The sequence below is a fragment of the Erythrobacter sp. JB3-1 genome, from assembly GCF_057364995.1.
Window position 1 is genome coordinate 1,378,268 of sequence record NZ_CP200289.1, and the last position, 15,686, is coordinate 1,393,953.

The 15,686-nt window shown below is 57.9% G+C and carries 21 protein-coding genes; 12 read left to right on the plus strand and 9 right to left on the minus strand.

Annotated features, from left to right (window positions below; genetic code table 11):
- Genes AC0V6M_RS06515 through AC0V6M_RS06550 form a run of 8 tightly spaced genes read left to right on the plus strand, consistent with a single transcriptional unit; the run spans position 1 to position 4,980 of the window.
- Complete coding sequence (locus AC0V6M_RS06515) at positions 1-303, plus strand: hypothetical protein (RefSeq protein WP_486138023.1); 303 nt, start codon at positions 1-3, stop codon at positions 301-303.
- Positions 304-306: 3 nt separating this feature from the next.
- Positions 307-726 (plus strand): hypothetical protein, encoded by a 420-nt coding sequence (locus AC0V6M_RS06520; RefSeq protein WP_486138024.1) that lies wholly within the window; start codon positions 307-309, stop codon positions 724-726.
- A 7-nt stretch (positions 727-733) separates the two neighbouring features.
- The gene (gene sctJ, locus AC0V6M_RS06525; RefSeq protein WP_486138025.1) at positions 734-1,528 is read left to right on the plus strand and encodes a type III secretion system inner membrane ring lipoprotein SctJ; all 795 of its coding nucleotides are present in this window, start codon (positions 734-736) and stop codon (positions 1,526-1,528) included.
- Positions 1,518-1,967: a hypothetical protein gene (locus tag AC0V6M_RS06530; RefSeq protein ID WP_486138026.1), complete on the plus strand. Its 450-nt coding sequence runs from the start codon at positions 1,518-1,520 to the stop codon at positions 1,965-1,967. Before sctJ ends, AC0V6M_RS06530 begins: the two co-directional genes overlap by 11 nt.
- Positions 1,964-2,560: a FliH/SctL family protein gene (locus tag AC0V6M_RS06535; RefSeq protein WP_486138027.1), complete on the plus strand. Its 597-nt coding sequence runs from the start codon at positions 1,964-1,966 to the stop codon at positions 2,558-2,560. The genes AC0V6M_RS06530 and AC0V6M_RS06535 overlap by 4 nt, the downstream gene beginning before the upstream one ends.
- The gene (locus AC0V6M_RS06540; RefSeq protein WP_486138028.1) at positions 2,553-3,869 is read left to right on the plus strand and encodes a FliI/YscN family ATPase; all 1,317 of its coding nucleotides are present in this window, start codon (positions 2,553-2,555) and stop codon (positions 3,867-3,869) included. The genes AC0V6M_RS06535 and AC0V6M_RS06540 overlap by 8 nt, the downstream gene beginning before the upstream one ends.
- Entirely contained in the window at positions 3,866-4,300 is a 435-nt protein-coding gene (locus AC0V6M_RS06545; RefSeq protein ID WP_486138029.1) for a hypothetical protein, read from the plus strand. The genes AC0V6M_RS06540 and AC0V6M_RS06545 overlap by 4 nt, the downstream gene beginning before the upstream one ends.
- Positions 4,297-4,980, plus strand: coding sequence for a hypothetical protein (locus AC0V6M_RS06550; RefSeq protein ID WP_486138030.1), 684 nt, complete (start codon positions 4,297-4,299; stop codon positions 4,978-4,980). Before AC0V6M_RS06545 ends, AC0V6M_RS06550 begins: the two co-directional genes overlap by 4 nt.
- On the opposite strand, the gene AC0V6M_RS06555 is transcribed toward AC0V6M_RS06550, so the two are convergent.
- The 4 genes from AC0V6M_RS06555 to AC0V6M_RS06570 form a co-directional block, all read right to left on the minus strand.
- On the minus strand, positions 4,941-5,402 hold the full coding sequence (locus AC0V6M_RS06555) for a hypothetical protein (RefSeq protein WP_486138031.1): 462 nt from the start codon (positions 5,400-5,402) through the stop codon (positions 4,941-4,943). The genes AC0V6M_RS06550 and AC0V6M_RS06555 overlap by 40 nt on opposite strands.
- A gap of 128 nt (positions 5,403-5,530) precedes the next feature.
- Positions 5,531-6,208, minus strand: coding sequence for an ankyrin repeat domain-containing protein (locus AC0V6M_RS06560; RefSeq protein WP_486138032.1), 678 nt, complete (start codon positions 6,206-6,208; stop codon positions 5,531-5,533).
- Between the two features lie 171 nt (positions 6,209-6,379).
- Positions 6,380-7,345: a Tle-like phospholipase domain-containing protein gene (locus AC0V6M_RS06565; RefSeq protein WP_486138033.1), complete on the minus strand. Its 966-nt coding sequence runs from the start codon at positions 7,343-7,345 to the stop codon at positions 6,380-6,382.
- 121 nt (positions 7,346-7,466) lie between these two features.
- A complete protein-coding gene (locus AC0V6M_RS06570; protein WP_486138034.1) occupies positions 7,467-9,107 on the minus strand; it encodes a pentapeptide repeat-containing protein in 1,641 nt (546 codons plus the stop codon).
- Between the two features lie 134 nt (positions 9,108-9,241).
- Between AC0V6M_RS06570 and AC0V6M_RS06575 the strand changes: the two genes are divergently transcribed.
- The 4 genes from AC0V6M_RS06575 to AC0V6M_RS06590 all read left to right on the plus strand — a co-directional run bounded on the left by AC0V6M_RS06575 (position 9,242) and on the right by AC0V6M_RS06590 (position 13,016).
- Positions 9,242-10,003 carry a hypothetical protein gene (locus tag AC0V6M_RS06575; RefSeq protein ID WP_486138035.1) on the plus strand — a complete coding sequence of 254 codons (762 nt, stop codon included), beginning with the start codon at positions 9,242-9,244 and terminating at the stop codon, positions 10,001-10,003.
- 113 nt (positions 10,004-10,116) lie between these two features.
- Positions 10,117-10,992 (plus strand): DUF6683 family protein, encoded by an 876-nt coding sequence (locus tag AC0V6M_RS06580; protein WP_486139580.1) that lies wholly within the window; start codon positions 10,117-10,119, stop codon positions 10,990-10,992.
- A 156-nt stretch (positions 10,993-11,148) separates the two neighbouring features.
- A complete protein-coding gene (locus AC0V6M_RS06585) occupies positions 11,149-11,976 on the plus strand; it encodes a DUF6683 family protein (protein ID WP_486138036.1) in 828 nt (275 codons plus the stop codon).
- 131 nt (positions 11,977-12,107) lie between these two features.
- Entirely contained in the window at positions 12,108-13,016 is a 909-nt protein-coding gene (locus tag AC0V6M_RS06590; RefSeq protein WP_486138037.1) for a DUF6683 family protein, read from the plus strand.
- Positions 13,017-13,194: 178 nt separating this feature from the next.
- On the opposite strand, the gene rplL is transcribed toward AC0V6M_RS06590, so the two are convergent.
- The 5 genes from rplL to AC0V6M_RS06615 form a co-directional block, all read right to left on the minus strand.
- Positions 13,195-13,569, minus strand: a complete 375-nt coding sequence (rplL, locus tag AC0V6M_RS06595; protein ID WP_486138038.1) for a 50S ribosomal protein L7/L12 — start codon at positions 13,567-13,569, stop codon at positions 13,195-13,197.
- 81 nt (positions 13,570-13,650) lie between these two features.
- Positions 13,651-14,166, minus strand: coding sequence for a 50S ribosomal protein L10 (gene rplJ / locus AC0V6M_RS06600; protein ID WP_472643520.1), 516 nt, complete (start codon positions 14,164-14,166; stop codon positions 13,651-13,653).
- A 274-nt stretch (positions 14,167-14,440) separates the two neighbouring features.
- Positions 14,441-14,665 carry a helix-turn-helix domain-containing protein gene (locus AC0V6M_RS06605; RefSeq protein WP_472643519.1) on the minus strand — a complete coding sequence of 75 codons (225 nt, stop codon included), beginning with the start codon at positions 14,663-14,665 and terminating at the stop codon, positions 14,441-14,443.
- Positions 14,665-15,204 (minus strand): DUF2975 domain-containing protein, encoded by a 540-nt coding sequence (locus AC0V6M_RS06610; protein WP_486138039.1) that lies wholly within the window; start codon positions 15,202-15,204, stop codon positions 14,665-14,667. The genes AC0V6M_RS06605 and AC0V6M_RS06610 overlap by 1 nt, the downstream gene beginning before the upstream one ends.
- A gap of 25 nt (positions 15,205-15,229) precedes the next feature.
- On the minus strand, positions 15,230-15,361 hold the full coding sequence (locus tag AC0V6M_RS06615) for a hypothetical protein (RefSeq protein ID WP_486138040.1): 132 nt from the start codon (positions 15,359-15,361) through the stop codon (positions 15,230-15,232).
- Positions 15,362-15,686 lie beyond the last annotated feature (325 nt).

Consider the following 15,686-nt stretch of genomic DNA (forward strand, 5'->3'; position numbering starts at 1 on the left):
ATGACGGATATTAGCGGACGGGTATTGGCGAATCTGAGCTCCAGCCCATCGATGTTTACCAGCAGCCGCAACCGCAATTGGTTTGAAGCCTTTGCTGGGGCTTGGGGTTCTGCCCTCGATAATCAGGCCTCCAAGATCGAGCAGCAAGCGACAGTCATCAGCGGTGATGAAGGGGCTGACAGCCCGTCTGAAATCACCAAGCTAACCGCCGAATCTATGCGTATGAGCTTCATGGCGCAGAGCAGCCACACCTCGCTCGACAGCGTTTCCAAAGCGCTGGAGACCATGGCCCGGAAGAACTGATCCATGACTATCGAGCTACTCACAGCAGCCATGCTCCCTGGCGGCGCGCAGCAGCCTAGCGGAGGAGCAGACCGCACCATTTCGCTCGGTCCGTCGACCGCCGCCTCAGGGGCGCAAGGCACGGAAGCTGCGCGTTTTGCGCAAGCGATCGACAAAGCCTCCAACGCCAGCGGCGTCAATCGAGCCGATCTGCCCGCGCCGCTCGGTAATATGCTGCGCGCGCTTGACGGGATCGATGTGCAAGCGCGCTCAGTGACGGATTTCGCCCAATCAGCGCAGGCCAGCAATGGAGAGCTGACACCGGGCGAAATCGTACAGCCGACGATGAAATGCCAGGAGTTCATGTTCCAGTGTCAACTGACCTCGAACATCGCCAATCGCAGCGCAGACGGTCTGCAACAATTGTTCCGGCAACAGGGGTAAGGCGACTATGGGCAGCGGACAAAGTGAATCAATTGGCTCAGGTCTGCACCGGCGATTGCGGGGCTTATCCGCGCTGGTTCTGATGGTCGCTGTTGCGGCCTGCAGCGGGCAAGAATTGTACCGCGATGTGGCCGAGCGCGAAGCGAATGAGATGGTCGCCGTGCTTGAGCGAGCGGGCATTGAAAGCGGCAAGAGCCCGGGCGAGAAGGGCGTGTTCACCGTCACTGTTGCTCAAGGCGACTTCGCCCGCTCGGTCGAGGTTCTGCGCCAAAATGGTCTGCCGCGCGATCAATACGAATCGCTTGGCACAGTGTTCAAAAAAGAGGGCTTCACTTCGTCCTCTTTGGCGGAACGCGCCCGGCTGGTTTACGGCCTCAGCCAAGAGCTGTCTCATACGATCAGCGAATTTGACGGCGTCGTTGAAGCCCGCGTCCACCTTGCTTTGCCCGAAGCAGATGTGATGACGGGCGTTGCAAATCCGCCGTCGGCATCGGTCTTTGTGAAATACCGCGAAGGCTTTGACCTCAGAGCGCAGACTGCCGCGATCAAAGCGCTGGTTACTAACAGTATCGAAGGCCTTGAGTATGAAAAGGTCAGCGTCGCCATGACAGAGGCTAAGCCGCTGCCTACAGTGACGACAAATGCGCCAACTTATCAGTTGAGTGAAATTCTGGTCACGCTCGCGGCGATTATGGGCGTCGGCCTACTCGGGCTATGCGGATTGCAATTGTGGAGAGGACGCCGCCGCCGGTCAAAATCAAGAGCGGTCGAACAGCCCATAGGGATGAGCCATGGCGGCTGAGGCGCAAAGCGAGGGTCTGTCGGCGCGTGTGCAAAGGTTTGCCGCGAGACTGCGCGGCGAGAGCCTGCCGACATTTAGCGATTTGGCCAATCCGCCCGAATGGAGCATTGCAGACCAAGACCGCCATAGCGAGCTGGTGGCGATTGTTGGCCTGCTCCACGCGCGGCCCGCAATCGATGCAGAGCTCAACGGCGGCAGGCTCGCTGCCTTGGCGACCTTTGTTGGTGAAGACCTCTTCGATGCGGTCTGCGATGCGGAAATTGGCCAGCTCAGCGCCGCCTTTTTTACAAACGATTTGCCGTCTCCGGTTGAGCTGGTGGAGCAGGGCGAGGAGCTGGTCGAAAAGGCACAGCGGCACCGCGAATTCGCACCATTGGCCGAGCTGGCAGCGGAAATTTTGGCGCACACACAAACACCTGAAATGGAGCCGGCTGAATGAGTGAATTCGTGATGTGCGGCGATGTCTTGGTGCGTCCGTCATCCTCTCGGATTGCGAGCGAGCATGTGGGTGATTTCCGGGAGAGTGCCGCTCTGCTTGCCGAGGCGAAAGCCATAGCGGATCAAGCGCAGGCAGACGCTGCCGCTGCGCGCGCGGAAGGTTATGCTGCGGGCCGCGAAGAAGCGCTCGCAGAAATGCGAGATGCGCTCGCTGAGTGCACGACGAAATTGCAAGAAGACATGGCTCGCGAAGATACGCGGCGTGAACGCGCTGCGGCGATTGCGGCGATGGAAGCAGTTGAGCATTTGATTGGAGCGCGCGATGATGCATCCGTCGTTACGGGGTTGGTCGAGCAAACTCTCAATCGCTCCGGCGCAAAGGCATCGCGCATTATTGTCGCTGAGCAATGGGTGGAGGCAGTCCGGAGCGGGCTGCCAGAGAGCAGTGCGCGTTTGGTCGAAGGGGATCCCGAATTGCACGATATGGGATGCCGGATAGAAGCCGGGGGCGGGCGGATTATCGCTGATCTTGAGACGCAGATGGAAGCCCTGCGCGCGCGCTGGGACGTTGGCTCAGCCGACCTTAATGGCTAATTCTGACGTCTCCTCTCTGCTCGATAGCCTGCGCTCGCCGCTCTACGAGCAGCGCGGGCGGCTGGTCGGAGCGGTGGGAACCACACTTCGAGTGAGAGGTGCGCGCGGTCGCATCGGCGATGTCATGGAGATCGCCACCACTGAGGGCGAGGAGGCTTTGCGCGCCGAGATCGTGGGATTTGATGGCGATATCATGCTGCTAACGCCGCTTGGCGAGTTGCGCGGGTTATACGCTGATGCTGAGGTCATTTTGCGCGAAATGGCCGACCGGGTACCGGCCAATGACAGCCTGCTGGGTAGGGTTCTGGACGCGCAAGGCGCGCCAATCGATGGCGCTGGTCCAATCGCTCCCACACCTGACCGGCCTCTGGTCGCGTCTCCGCCAGCGCCGATGGAGCGCCCTCCGATCGATATGCCGCTGGAGAGCGGAGTTCGCGCTGTAGACGGCTTGCTCACGCTCGGCATCGGGCAGCGCATGGGAATTTTTGCGGCAGCCGGCGGCGGGAAATCGACCCTGCTCGCAATGCTCGCTCGCCGGGCGAAAGCCGATGCGATTGTAATCGGTCTAATCGGGGAACGCGGCCGCGAAGTGCGCGAGTTTATCGCCGATACGCTTGGCGAGGAAGGACTTGCGCGCTCCGTCGTTGTGGTTGCGACCTCGGATCGTCCGGCAATGGAGCGCGTTCGGGCTGCGCGCGCGGCAACTGCCATTGCGGAGGGCTTCCGAGCGCAGGGTAAGCATGTCTTGCTGCTGATGGATAGCGTTACCCGCTATGCCCGAGCGCTAAGGGAAATTGGCCTTGCTGCTGGTGAACCGGCTGTCCGGCGCGGCCTGCCGCCCTCGGTGTTTGCTGAGCTGCCGCGACTGTTTGAGCGCGCGGGGACGGATGGCGAGGGCGCGATCACCGCGCTTTATACCGTGCTTACTGAGGGTGAGGAGGAAGATCCGGTGGGCGAAGAAGTCCGTTCCTTGCTCGATGGTCATATTCATTTGTCGCGCAAGCTTGCAGCGCGTGGTCATTTCCCCGCAATCGATATCGCCACCAGCCAGTCTCGGCTGTTCCGCAAGCTGTCTGGTCCGGGCCAAATTGCCTCGGCAGAAGCGGTGAGAGCAATGCTTGCTAAATTGTCCGAGATCGAACTGCTGCTGCAAATGGGCGAGTATCAATCTGGGCAGGATCCGCTTGCCGATGTGGCCCTGGAACAGCGTGATGCGATTGAGGCGTTCTTATGCCAGCGCTCCGAAGATGCCTGCGATCAAGCAACCACGCTTGCCCGGCTTCGGGCCATTGGAGAGGCGATCCTATGACCCAGCAATTGCAGCAGGCAAACCGGATTGCTCAGCTGAGAGAACGGCGCGCTCAGCGCGTTCGGCGCGAGGCCAAGGCCGCTGAGCTCAAAAGCGCCGCCGCCGCGCAGCATGCGCATGATGTCTATAAACTGGAGCGCGAGCAGCGCGAAAACGCGGAGTTTATGTTGCGCTCAAATCCCGCTGATCCTCAGGCCTTGCTGTGGCGCCAAGTCACCGATCAAAAATGCGAAAGCGCGAGCATGCAGCGCGCCGATGCTTATGATGCGCTGCGCGAAGCACGCGAGCATTTGCTGGCCGCCCGCACGCAGCATGAACGGGCGGCAGAACGGGCGGACCTGATCACTGAAAAAGCTATGGCAGAGCGAAAGGCGGAAGCTCTGCGGCGCGAGACCATTGCCGATGAAGCAGCCGAGGAATGTCGCCAATGACGCAGGCGCCCCGAGCAGCAAATGATCCCAGTGCCTCGCGCGCGCCGGGACATGCGCCGGAGGTATCCAAGACCAATGAACCCCCGCGCCGACAAGCAGAGGTCAAAACGCTGAGCGAGCGGTTCTCAGCCAAAGTCGAAAGAGCGGGTGATGACACAGGCCGCTCATCCGAGCAGAGTGCAGAGCGAGCAGGGCAGAACTCGTCCGCGCGCTCGCGCTCAGGCGACTTCGACAGCATGTCAGGCGAGAGCGGGCATCAGAGCGAAGGCGAATTTGCGCGCGCGGATATGACCCGCATTCTTGCTGGCAAAGACCCGCAGGCGATTGCCGCTCAGTCTGCGCTATCGCCTGCTGATAAGGCCGTTTTCGAACGGATGGCGGCGCAGATCGCTGAAAGCTGGCCAAGCGCGGCTCAGCCATCTGCGGAGATTGAGTTTCCGCCCGGCTTTTTGGCGCAAGGCGCGCATTTGCAAATGCAGGCAGATGGCGGCATCGCCATTCGCATTGCAGGACTTGATCCCAAATTGAATGCGCTGCGGGCGGGATATGCACAATTGGCTTTGCTGCATGGCCTAGGCAGGCGGCGCTTGAATATTGCGTCTTTGCAGTTTGAGCGCGCCAGCAAGAGTGCCGGTGACGCTCAGCCGGGACGGCTCTCTGATATGCCAAGGGCTGTCTGATCAATCTGATTGAACGCGCGCTCAATCGTTTCACCATCAGCAGGCTGTTCATGCGCGGCAATCACGCGCGCTATCGTGTCGAGTGAAGCCGCTTCTGGCCGCGCCGCGAGCAGAGACGCGCTTTCCGCCGCAAATGCTCCGAGGCTGCGGGCCAATCGCCCTTCGTCAGTGGGTCTGGCCTGCAAGTCACTGGCAAGTTCGCGGGCAACGGCGCGGATTTCGTAAAGGTCTTCGCCATCGCGCAGCGGCGCTTCTTCTTGATAATCGCGTTCATCCTCAGACATCCGAAATTCTCGGACGACGCGGCCTGCAATTTGCTTGGCCAATTTCCGCAACGCGCCGCCAGTACGCCCGCCGTTTTTGCCAGAGCCCGCAGATACGGCTGACACCGCGCTTACGCCGGTTGGGCGGATTGAATTCACTATCTCTCGCCCTCCCTATTTCCGCGCGCGGTCGGCCAGTCGCATGGATGCCATCGCCTGCTCGGTTGCGACAAATCCGGCCTCTTTCATAGTCGCATTGGGCCAACCACCGTGGAGGAACCCCTTGATCACTTCTGCCGGGGCGGGGGCGGCCAAATCGGGCTGCGAGCTTGCACCATTTCGAGCAGCTTTAGCCGGTGCGGCTCGTGGCTGCTTTGTTCGGCTGACTTGGTCAGCATGGCCGCTGGTAGAGCGCCCTTATTGCCAACCTGCCACGGATTGGCGCCCGCTTTCAGTAGAACTTCCGCTGATCGAAAATCCTGAAACATCAAGGCCAGCTCAAGCGGGCTCGCACCCAGCTCGTCGGGACGGTTTGCGTCTGCTCCGGCGCGTAGCAGCAGATCAACCGCATCGGGCCGCTCAAAATAAAGGATTTCCTTCAGCGGTGTCGATCGGCCCGGCGTCTGAGCATCGGGCGATGCGCCAGCTTGCAGCAGCATTGTCGCCATCAATGGATCATCAGCAAGCAGCGCATAAGTGAGCGCCAGGCCCGCCGGAACGCCATCTGGATCGGCCCCAAGCTCTAGCAAAGCGCCAAGCATACGGGGATCGCAATTGGCAATCGCAAAGCTGAGCAGGCCGCCGCTATTGCCGCTGGCCGCGCGTTCATTTTCGCGCAGCACCCGGTGGGTGGAAAGCAGCCGCGGATTGGCGCGCACCATTTCTTCCACGCGGCCAATATCACTGTCCATCACCGCGTCGAACAGCTGTCGGCCCTCTTCCCCATTGCTGAGGTGGGCGCGCACTTTTTGACGATCAGGAAGCTTAGGCTGCGACCGTGTGTAACAGGATGAGGTTTCGCTCAATGCAGAGCAGCTCCCAGAAAGACCAGCGAGTGCCAGAATAACAGGTAATAAGGCTAGCGCATAGCGCATCGTAGATACCAGACTATAGGCAAGCTAAGGTCGCGCGCCAAGTCAGCCTCCCGGCAGACTGGCATTCACATAGCTCATGAAGTGGCGGTTCACCGCGTGGTCTTGATACCACTTCATGCCTTCAGGGCGGACCGGATCGAGTTCAATGCGCGTGCCGATCGCCTCTGGCATGTCGACAACGTCAGCGCCCAGCGCGCCGCCCAGGATTGCCCCAATCATGCGGTCACCGCCATCCTGCAAGGTCGATAGGATCTCACCGCGCACGTAGAAGGCGCTGATGTCTGGGACATCCAAGCGTCCGTCGGCTGCCGCTATGCTGCGCGCCTGGGTCAGAGTGGGTTCCGAAAGGCCAGCGGCGTTGAACGTGGTCGCATCGAGTTCCGCCGCGGTTGCTGCTGCTGAGGCGAGTCCGCCGCCGAGCGAATGGCCGGTGAGGGTCACTCTTGCTCCCTCTGGCACGGTCAGCCGCTCACCGATTTCCAAGGCGCGGTTGTAGTAATCGGTCCGCAGGCCCAGTCCTTGGCCAAAGTTACCGCGCCAGTCAGCTGCGCTCTGGGTACCTCTAAAGGCGACGACATAGCTCGTCTGTCCGGCGATTTCACGGGTGTAAACCTCCGCCTGGAAGTCGGTCGTGGGTGAGGAGAGCATCGACTCGCTTAGCCCGATCTCAGCAAGCTGCGCGCCGGAAGCTAAATCCCAGCCAGCGGGCGGCGCTGCCCCTGAAGTGTAGACGTCGGTTGCCATCGCGGCGAGTTCACGGGTGATTGGCGGCGGCGGAGCGCCGGTTGCGACGGTGTCCGCTGGTCCGGCCTGACCCACCGCAATCTGATCCGGTACGGACTGTGTGCGGTTAAACTGCACCGCATTGCTTGGCCCGCCGACTGTTATTGTATTGCGAGCCGCTTCAATCCGCGCGTCGCTGGCGGCTGCTAGCGGGGAGGTTTGGACACCAACGCCGATCTCACTGCGTCTGTCCGCAGCAAAATCATTTACGCGATTGGTTTCCATTGCCCGCTCCGTCTCGCCTTATGGCGCTCCTGCATATTTCAGATCTAATGCCAAATATGGCGGCGAGCGTCACTATACGTTTCGTATAGACGGCGCTGGGGGCGGCGTGCGTGGCTCTAGTCTAGAACCGCTCCCACATGGACTCGAGCAGATTGTCGTTCAAATCGAGCGCCTCGAGTCGCGGGAAGTCGCCGCTGGCTGAGCAACCCTCAATCCTGGCTGCGCCTTCTTCGCGTACTTCGGTGCTTTGTCCGGCGAAGCTAAGCAGCGGTTCCTGCATAATCGGTGCGGCCCTGCGGCGGCGCGATTTGCGGGCGAAGTTTAAGGTGCCGTCCGCATCGTCATAGGCCAGTCCATCGACTTCGAAATAGCAACCGCCAACGGCCACGCCCTTCGCGCTAGCCCAACCAGACCCGTCCGTTTTTACAATCACAGCCGCGACCGCTGAGTCGAGCAGGATCGGCAAGATCCGGCCATAAAGGCCTGGCTGACCCTCAGCCGTTGGATAGGCCGCCTCGCGCGAAACAAACAACCGATAGCCGGAGCCAGACACCCAAGAGGGTGCACCAGTGCTGGAGCGCAGATCAGCCTGCCGCGCCTCGTAAGCGGCGATGACACAGCCGATTTTTTGATCCTCTGTTTCGAGATTGATGCAGCCGTCTCGGCCCGACGCCCAGGCCGCTCGGCGCGATGCATAACCCTTCTGGGAGGTGCTTTGGCGCTCCAGCCGCATCACAGAGCTGAGCAATGCACGCGTGCTGCTGCCCGGAACGTCGCATGCCAATTGCAGGGCGGGAACAAGCCGAGCATTGCCGCATGGATCAGTCTGGCTGGCCTCTTCGCTGGAGCCTTTGACCAATTGATCGACTTCACCAGGAAATAGCATGATTGCCCGGCGCGGCGAGCGCAGGACCACTGGGCCAACCAGACGCGCGCCCTTCAAGCTTGGAAGGTGATCCAGTGCTAGCTCAGTCTGATCGATTTGTGCGCCGCTAAGATCGATGTCCGGCCAAAAGAAGCCGTAGAAACTGGCTCGGCGTAGATTAGCGTTCTTGAGTGATATGCCCTCTCGCTCAGTTGGACAGCCATCTGCCGCGCCGCTGCCGCAAGCGATACGGAAATTGGTGAGGTTTGCACCTGATAGGTCGAGATTACGCATCGACCCGGTCCAGCCGCCATCAAGACGGCCATTTTTCCAATCGGCCTGCCGTGCGTCGACTTGAGCCAGTTTGGCATCGCGCATCAAGACATAGGGCAACTTTGCCCCGGCCATCATCGCACCTGAAAGGTCTACATTCACAAAGCCGAGACCTGACCCGGAAAAGCCAGTCCAATCGGTCTGACTGAAATCCGTGCCGAAAAAGCACATATTATAGAGCCGCGCCTTTCGCATCTTGGCGCCGACGAACGAGCCGCCTTTGATGTAAATTGTGCCTGCGCGCGTTTTCTTGCGAATTCTGGTGAGGTCCCTGACCCGCTTCATACCGGTTGCGTCAATCGCGAAGCCTGGCTCGTTGGTGCCAATTGGCGGCGCATTGGCCAGGCAGGAATCCTCCGGCACATCGACTTGTTCAAACAGATTGTCGCCAAGCCGCTTCCCAGTGACGATGATCGCGCCGGTGTCGCGCGCAAAATCATCGCCAAGAATGCTCTCCTCCACCTCGGTTTCGGAAGATTGGGCCAGCGCGGCGCTCATACCAAATGGCCCCGAGAGGCTGATTGCAAAGGTCAGTCCAGTGATCGCGCTCAGCAGCTTGCCCATATTTACCCCCGATTTGACGATTTTGCCTGAATTATCATTCGACTAGTCAAACGTGATTGGCCGATATCTGACGATGAATGACAAGCACATGGCGACCAGCTGTTACGTAGCTGCGTCAGACGCTCGTAAATCAGGTGATTGGTGCCGCCTATGCGTTTTGCAGAGGCGATCTATGCATTCTGCCGATACTGCGACTCGCCGGGACCCGTCAGAAAGATTTTAAGGCAAATACCCGCCTTGGTAATTATTTTCGATCTGAGGGAGTTTCAAAAATGGCATTTGGTCTTGGAAGCATCGTACGTTCAGTTATCAATCCTGCGAACCTGGCGCTTGCAGCCATGGGGCCAGGTGGTTGGGCCGCTATGGCAATGCGCACCATCGGTTCTCAGATTGGAATGAACATCATCCAACAGCTCGGGCAGCAAATGGGATTGCCGCAACAGGCAATTGACCTTGCGCAAGCATCTTTTGCGAGCGCAATTGGCGCTCCAGGCCTTGCGCGTCAAAATTTAGGAGAAGCTATTGGCGGCATAATGCAAGGTGGCTTTAGCGCCCGTGAAGTTGCGCAAACACAGCGTCAAGCAAACGACATTGTCCGTGAAATGACCGACCTCATGCTTGAGCGGATGCGCGATGGTGACAACGATGAAGAAGGCGGCGTAAGCGGCGGCCAATCGCGCCTGGTTAAATTGGCGCTTGCGCTGGGCAAGGTCATGGACGGAAAAATGGATGAAATGATTGAGATTGGCGGTGAGATCGACAAGTCTGACAAGACCGGTCAGCTTAGCGCTCAAATGCAAGCTCTGTCGCAAGAACTTGCGCTGGTTGCCTCTGCACTCAACAACACAATCAAATCCGTCGGTGAAGCGAACACCAACATGGCTCGCAAGAACTGATCGGCGAAACGATCCTACGAAAGGGTGGTCCGTTGCGGCCACCCTTTTTGTTTTGGTGAAAGCGCGGTACTTTTTTGGTTCAGTGAATGGAGAGAGAAATGCCTCTAAGCCTTATGCGTAAACTGACTGTTCTGATAGTTGGTCTAGGAACAATTGCTGGTCCTCTAGCAGCGCAAAGCTTTACGGTGCCAGTCGCGCCTAACTTCGCATTCAGCAACCTTCAGCGCGAGCTGTTGGATCGCCGCAATAGCAGCGCTTCTCAACAGGATACACGGGAATTGGTTGCTCCAGCTCGAGCTGTCTCATCAACTTTCGTCAATAGCCCGGCGCGCACCCAACAAAACCTGCAGTCGTTTATTGCGCGTACCAATGACGCCCAAGCCAAAGCTGACTTGCGCCAGCTCGTCTCTGCGAAACCAAATGTGATGGATGAGATCGCGTCAGGGATTCGGGCCTATGGTCTCGACCCCTACGATGTGGCTGATGCCTACGCAGTGTGGTGGATGTCCACTTGGCTCGCTGCGAACCAAAGAAATGACACGCCCTCTGCTTCGACAGTTGAGGCAGTGCGGCAGCAGGTGCGTGCTGCGATGGCCGACTTAGATGGATTTGCACAGACGAGTGATGCTGAGCGACAAGAGTATGCCGAGGCTTTGCTGTTGCAGACCACAATCATGGATGGCGCAATCGAGGGGGCGAAGGCGGACCCTGAAATGCTTGCTAAGCTGGCAGGTGCCGCTCGCAAAGCAGCGCGAGAGCATGGCCTCGACCTATCGCTTATGACGCTCACAGCGAATGGGTTTGTCCCTCGGGCAGGGGCAGATGCAAGCGAGGCGGTTAATGGCGAGGCCGCTCCTCATGCACTGGCCAAGGATAGTTCATCAGAGCAGGACGATGATGACGATTCCTCGATAGGAATCGCCCTTGCTGCGGGCGCTGGTCTCGGCCTCGTGCTCCTCGCCGGCGGGGCAATCCTGCGCAAAGGCTGAACTTTCGAACGATCTTATCAGAGGGTGGTCGGTTGCGGTCACCCATTGCTATTTTTGGTGTAGATAAGGAGATTAAGGATAAGATCTTTTTTGGCGTTCTCTGCACTGTTGTCGGTGTCGTTGCTTGTTTCCGCTCCGGCTTCGGCCCAAATGAATATGCCCGGTATTGACTTGATGTCTTCGGTAACAACGGAAACGGCTCTCCGGCAGAAATTTGGCAAACGCATAACCTCCCAACTAGCAGCCCCGCGCCCAAAGAACGGGCTGACCGTTCAGAACAACTCCAGCCTTCCTGAGGCGCATTTTACCTATCGCTATGACCGCGCGCAGACGCAGAAAAACCTGCGCACTTTTGTTCAGCGCACGCCGGTCGAGAAAGGTCGTGCTGAACTTGAGCAGATGCTTGAAACTCAGCCAAGGCTGTTCGACGAACTGCGAACCGCTCTTCAACCTTATGGCCTTGATACGCACAATGTCGCGGATGCCTATGCTCTTTGGTGGATTAATGCCTGGCTGGTTGCGAACAAGCGAGACGAAGATCCTGACCAAGGCACTATCGCAATGGTCAAACAGCAGGTGCGCAGTGCATTTGCTGCAGCCCCGGATTTTGCCAAAACTACCGATGCACAGCGACAGGAATATGCTGAAGCATTGCTGCTTCAAGGAACAATGCTGAGCTCCGCGTTTGAGCAATGGAAAGATGATCCGGCTATGCTTAATCAGGTGGCCTCGGCTGCCAGGCAAGGCGCAAAAGCGAGCGGCCTCGACCTATCGCTTATGACGCTCACAGCGAATGGGTTTGTCCCTCGGGCAGGGGCAGATGCAAGCGAGGCGGTTGATGGCGAGGCGGCTCATGCACTGGCCAAGGATAGTTCGTCAGAGCAGGGCGATGATGACGATTCCTCGATGGGAATCGCCCTTGCTGCGGGCGCCGGACTCGGCCTCGTTTTGCTCGCTGGCGGAGCAATTTTGCGTAAAGGCTGAAATGCCAAACGGTGTTGTCCAAAGGTGGTCCGTTGTGGCCGCCCTTTACAGTCGCCAAGGCCAGTGCGAGAAATTATGCAGAACTTTGTGGTGCTCATTTGAAACTGCTTAGGGATGAGGAGAGCAACTCTATGTCTTTAGTTCGCCAGCTTGCTGCCGCAGCGTTTGCAATTTTTATTGCTGCTGGCGCCACTGTGCCTGCCTCTGCGCAAGACTTCTCGTTGCCGCCTCTCGTCAACAATGTTGGTATGGGCAATATTGCCATTGGTGCCGCAGCGCAGGGCCATGTCCGAAAATCGCAAAACGCGCGATCCTCGCTAATTGCTCCGCGAGAGCAAGGGGCATTGAACGCGGCCCCTCGCGCAAGTGATTTCTCTTTTCGCAACGACCGTACTCGAACTCAGCAAAACTTGCGCATTTTTGTTGAGCGCACTCCCGAAGCCGCGGGCCGTGCTGATTTGCAAAAGATGATTACTGCTCAGCCGCAGATTATTGAAGAAGTTGGCGCTGCAATGCGTGGGTTTGGGCTCGATCCGCACAATGTCGCGGATGCTTATGTGCTGTGGTGGGTCAACGCTTGGTCGGCGGCTAACAAGACTAATCGTCAACCCAACACAGCCACGGTAGCGGCGGTTAAGCAGCAGGCCCGTAATGCCTTTGCAGCGACGCCAAACTTTGCCAACACCAGCGATGCACAGCGACAGGAATATGCCGAGGCGCTGATCCTGCAAGCGCTGTTTTTGTCGGCTGCATTTGAGCAGAATAAGGGCAATCCGGATTTTCTTAATCAATTGGCCGACGCTGCCAAAAAAGGTGCGAAAGCGAGCGGTCTCGATTTGTCGCTGATGACGCTCACAGAGAATGGCTTTGTGCCGCGCGCTGGCGCAGATGCGAGTGATGTGATGGAGGGGGCGAATTGGCTGAGGCTGACCCCAAACTTGCGATGGCGACCGAGCAATCGGATGAGGGCGGCGGCAATGCAACCGCCTTTCTGGGCTAAAGCGCGGTTGCGCTGGCTGGCCTTGGGCTCGCTTTCGTAGTGGGAAAATCAGTCAAGAGTTGGGGCTGACCGCACGGAGAGTTTTCGCTTTTGGGAGGAGCCGCATCATCCAACTCGCTGACAAACAAAAAGGGCGGCACCTTGCGGTACCGCCCTCCTATCTGCGGGCGCTTCAAGACACCCACAAAACTCTGGTCAAGATTACTTAAGCGAGCCCGTTACTTAAGTTCAACGGTACCGCCAGCAGCTTCGATCTTGCCTTTGATTTCTTCAGCTTCAGCCTTAGCAACGCCTTCTTTAAGCGGCTTCGGTGCGCCTTCGACGAGGCCTTTGGCTTCGGTGAGGCCCAGGCCTGTGATGGCGCGGACTTCTTTGATAACCTGGATTTTCTTGCCGCCGTCGCCGGTGAGAATGACGTCGAATTCGTCTTTCTCTTCAGCAGCCGGTGCGTCGCCGCCAGCAGCAGGGCCAGCAACAGCAACAGCAGCAGCGGCGCTTACGCCCCACTCTTCTTCAAGTGCGGTTGCGAGTTCAGCTGCCTCAAGGACGGTCAGCTTCGAAAGTTCTTCAACAAGCTTGGCAATATCAGCCATGATGTTCACTCCAAAAATTTGGCAGGGCGGATGGGTTCATCCCAAGGCCCCAGTATGTTTCGTCTCTAATAAGAGCGTCTCTTAAGCAGCTTCGCTGGCGCCGTAGGCACCAAATACACGAGCAAGCTTGTTGGCGGGCGCGTTGACGACCTGAGCAACCTTGGTTGCTGGTGCGTTGACGAGACCCACAAGTTTGCCGCGCAGCTCATCGAGGCTTGGCATCGAGGCGAGTGCCTTGACCCCAGCTTCGTCGAGCACCTGCGTGCCCATCGATCCACCGACGATTTCCAGCTTGTCGTTCGACTTTGCGAATTCGACGGCTGTTTTAGCTGCGGCAACTGGGTCTTCCGACCAAGCCAGCGCAGTCGGGCCGGAGAGAAACTCTTCTAGCCCGGTATAATCGGTGTCTTTCAGGGCGAGCTTAGCAAGACGGTTCTTCGCAACCTTATAGGAAGCACCGGCTTCACGCATTTTTCCGCGCAGTTCAGTGGACTGGTCCACCGTCAGGCCGAGGTTGCGGGTGACAACCACCACGCCAACATCTTGGAAAGCTGCATTGAGCTGGGCAACCGCATCGGCTTTTTGCGAACGATCCATGCTTTTGCTCCTTCACTAATGATCGCCCAGCATATGCCAGACGACCGGCTCACAATTGGCCTTGCCGCTAACCGACAAGACCGAATGTCCATTGATGGGGAAGGAGGATGCCCCTGAGGCATCAAAGGGGCCGCCAAACAGGGAGGCCTAAAATCTCTTTTCCCCGTCTAGGCTGGAAATTAAGAAAGCCAAATTGCTTTCACCAACTGTCTTGGACGGATGGCTGCCGAAACAGCCGAGGCGCGCAATTAGCCTACGCGCCCCGATTGTCAAGCTATTGTGGTTCGAATGAGAGCAGGTCGCCCGGTTGGCATTCCAGCTCGCGGCAGATTGCCTCAAGCGTTGAGAAGCGGATTGCCTTGGCCTTGCCAGTCTTCAGGATCGACAGGTTGGCAAGGGTCAGGCCCACACGTTCTGCGAGCTCTGTGAGGGTCATGCGGCGGTCGTGCAGCAGATCGTCGAGTTTGACCATGATATTGGTTCCTTCTTCGGCTGGCATCAGACGGTCCCTTCAAGGTCATCGCGCATCGCGGCGCCGTGTTTGAAAACACGGGCGAGGATAAAGAGAGTAATGGCCATCAGTAGCCCGTCCAGATCGTAGATCCTGAAAGATGTGCCATCCCAATCCCAGCCCATGAGAGTAGCAAGATGCGCGCGCATTGCACCGATCAGCACCACTAGAATTTCCACTACAATTAGCAGACATGCCATCATGTTCAGGCGCTGCGCATTGACCGGAATGAAGGGATCACCTTCGCCAACGCTCTTAATAATTGCGCGCATTTTTCCGAAAAAGAAGAACATCGTTGTGGCGAATGCGGTGAGCAAAAGAGCCAACACGACGGCAGGTAGTGGATGTCCCGCAATTTCGGGTGTTTCGCCCGGTTCAAAGAATTGAGTCATCATGCCTTGGCTGGTTAGTATGACGATCGGAATCAGCAAAAGCATCACCACTCCGGCCATTGCACATATGCCCTGAAGTATCAGGACGAATATCTTGCCGAAGGTAAGAAGGGCATCCTTGGGTTTGTCAGTCATGGTGTTTCCCCTTTCTCTGGCGCAGTTATGTAAGCTCAGTCAGGACAATGATATTGCTCGTCTGAGCGGGCGGCACAGTCACCATAGTCCCAATGGATGTGAAGGCGAGGACCACTGCTGCAAGGGCCGCGAGTGTGTTGGTGGATCCGAGTGACATATCGTTCTCCTTGAAGTGATTTATTGAATTTCGATAATCACCAACTAGGCGTGAGTCGATTTATTGTCAATCAATAATATTGAAAAACAATATTCAATACATCGAATAACGAGGTGTGATGACTGATCGTAGGAGACCAAATGGGCGTATCGATCGCGCAGTTGGTGTTGGCCTATGCGTGTTCTGGGCCGCCGCATAACCGGCTCGGTAGAGCGCAAGGCGTGCCGGGCGAAACTGATGTTTGACTCGGAGCCTGCGAATTCCTACATGCACGTCAACCGCTCGCTTCGAGCAAAGCCGATTCATACGCGGGAATGGGCTTAGG

Excerpts from the sequence above, each read along its gene's own strand:
- AC0V6M_RS06515 (WP_486138023.1), top strand. The coding sequence starts at position 1 with ATGACGGATATTAGCGGACGGGTATTGGCGAATCTGAGCTCCAGCCCA.
- AC0V6M_RS06520 (WP_486138024.1), top strand. The coding sequence starts at position 307 with ATGACTATCGAGCTACTCACAGCAGCCATGCTCCCTGGCGGCGCGCAG.
- sctJ (WP_486138025.1), top strand. The coding sequence starts at position 734 with ATGGGCAGCGGACAAAGTGAATCAATTGGCTCAGGTCTGCACCGGCGA.
- AC0V6M_RS06530 (WP_486138026.1), top strand. The coding sequence starts at position 1,518 with ATGGCGGCTGAGGCGCAAAGCGAGGGTCTGTCGGCGCGTGTGCAAAGG.
- AC0V6M_RS06535 (WP_486138027.1), top strand. The coding sequence starts at position 1,964 with ATGAGTGAATTCGTGATGTGCGGCGATGTCTTGGTGCGTCCGTCATCC.
- AC0V6M_RS06540 (WP_486138028.1), top strand. The coding sequence starts at position 2,553 with ATGGCTAATTCTGACGTCTCCTCTCTGCTCGATAGCCTGCGCTCGCCG.
- AC0V6M_RS06545 (WP_486138029.1), top strand. The coding sequence starts at position 3,866 with ATGACCCAGCAATTGCAGCAGGCAAACCGGATTGCTCAGCTGAGAGAA.
- AC0V6M_RS06550 (WP_486138030.1), top strand. The coding sequence starts at position 4,297 with ATGACGCAGGCGCCCCGAGCAGCAAATGATCCCAGTGCCTCGCGCGCG.
- AC0V6M_RS06565 (WP_486138033.1), bottom strand. The coding sequence starts at position 7,345 with ATGGAAACCAATCGCGTAAATGATTTTGCTGCGGACAGACGCAGTGAG.
- AC0V6M_RS06570 (WP_486138034.1), bottom strand. The coding sequence starts at position 9,107 with ATGGGCAAGCTGCTGAGCGCGATCACTGGACTGACCTTTGCAATCAGC.
- AC0V6M_RS06580 (WP_486139580.1), top strand. The coding sequence starts at position 10,117 with ATGCGTAAACTGACTGTTCTGATAGTTGGTCTAGGAACAATTGCTGGT.
- AC0V6M_RS06585 (WP_486138036.1), top strand. The coding sequence starts at position 11,149 with ATGCCCGGTATTGACTTGATGTCTTCGGTAACAACGGAAACGGCTCTC.
- AC0V6M_RS06590 (WP_486138037.1), top strand. The coding sequence starts at position 12,108 with ATGTCTTTAGTTCGCCAGCTTGCTGCCGCAGCGTTTGCAATTTTTATT.
- rplL (WP_486138038.1), bottom strand. The coding sequence starts at position 13,569 with ATGGCTGATATTGCCAAGCTTGTTGAAGAACTTTCGAAGCTGACCGTC.
- rplJ (WP_472643520.1), bottom strand. The coding sequence starts at position 14,166 with ATGGATCGTTCGCAAAAAGCCGATGCGGTTGCCCAGCTCAATGCAGCT.
- AC0V6M_RS06605 (WP_472643519.1), bottom strand. The coding sequence starts at position 14,665 with ATGCCAGCCGAAGAAGGAACCAATATCATGGTCAAACTCGACGATCTG.
- AC0V6M_RS06610 (WP_486138039.1), bottom strand. The coding sequence starts at position 15,204 with ATGACTGACAAACCCAAGGATGCCCTTCTTACCTTCGGCAAGATATTC.
- AC0V6M_RS06615 (WP_486138040.1), bottom strand. The coding sequence starts at position 15,361 with ATGTCACTCGGATCCACCAACACACTCGCGGCCCTTGCAGCAGTGGTC.